The organism is Endoryza foliicola, from assembly GCF_050589245.1.
GTDB lineage: Bacteria > Bacteroidota > Bacteroidia > Chitinophagales > Chitinophagaceae > Endoryza > Endoryza foliicola.
Genome location: NZ_JBOBEW010000033.1, coordinates 1 through 874, shown reverse-complemented (window position 1 = coordinate 874; position 874 = coordinate 1). Strand labels below are relative to the sequence as shown.

The 874-nt window shown below is 37.5% G+C and carries 2 protein-coding genes; both read left to right on the top strand.

Annotation, left to right across the window (positions count from 1 at the left end; all coding sequences use genetic code 11):
* Nucleotides 1-554, top strand: a 554-nt coding sequence (locus ACQ2HE_RS19890) for a hypothetical protein (RefSeq protein ID WP_430902514.1), incomplete at its 5' end; no start/stop codon positions are given.
* Between the two features lie 12 nt (nucleotides 555-566).
* Nucleotides 567-842, top strand: a complete 276-nt coding sequence (locus ACQ2HE_RS19885) for a hypothetical protein (RefSeq protein ID WP_430901951.1) — start codon at nucleotides 567-569, stop codon at nucleotides 840-842.
* Nucleotides 843-874: the final 32 nt, after the last annotated feature.

Sequence of the window (874 nt, the reverse complement as noted above, 5' to 3'; positions counted from 1 at the left end):
GCAATATTTCTGATAAAGGTACTTTTGTGGCAAGGGATGTAACCGGATATACAGGATTGGATTTTAGTTTTAAGAGAACAACTAACAATGTTTGGTGTGGCTGGTATCCAGAAGCAATTGAGAGTAATGGCTTAGGGCCTGTGGAATTCCTCATCGGTGCTGGTGAGTTTAGATTAGCAGGGCGTGGGTTATCTGCTTTGGGACGCGGCTTGTCATATTTTGGACGAAATGCTGCTAAGGGTGGAGGAAGAGCATTTTGGAGTGGTGCAGGCTCAGAAGCGAAAGCTTTAGCACAAGGTTTCCAAACTTTAGGGCAAACAAGAGCAGGAAAAAATTTAGCAAGGCTAACTGCGGATATGCCTTATTATCCGGGTTCGCAGGCTTACTATATGTGGGCAAGACTTTCAAAAAAATATGCCCAAGGTGCAAAAGGGACTGTACACGTTTTTCAAAATGCAGAGCATGGCGTCGGAATGGAAAGCATATGGAGATTATACGAATACCCAGCGTTATTAAAAAATCCGAATGTTACAGATATAATTTTTCACTATTAAAATACAGAACTTATGTTAACATCGGAAAAAGTAGAAATATTTAGAAGATACAAAGGCAACTATGATGGCTACCACATTCAGAGTAAAGGAAAAGAAAAGCTAATTTCTGATGATGAATGGTTCTTGCTAAGTAACCTCATGCAAGATATTTATTTGATTAGAAGTGGTATAGCAGCAAAATCTTTTGAAAGAAAAATAGTTGATGAATTAACTAAAAGTTGTGATAGCACAACCACATACAATTTAATTTTTGAATTAGAAAAATATATAAATGATAAAAGCATCTAATAAAACTACGCCGCTAGCTTTTTTTTGGGGGG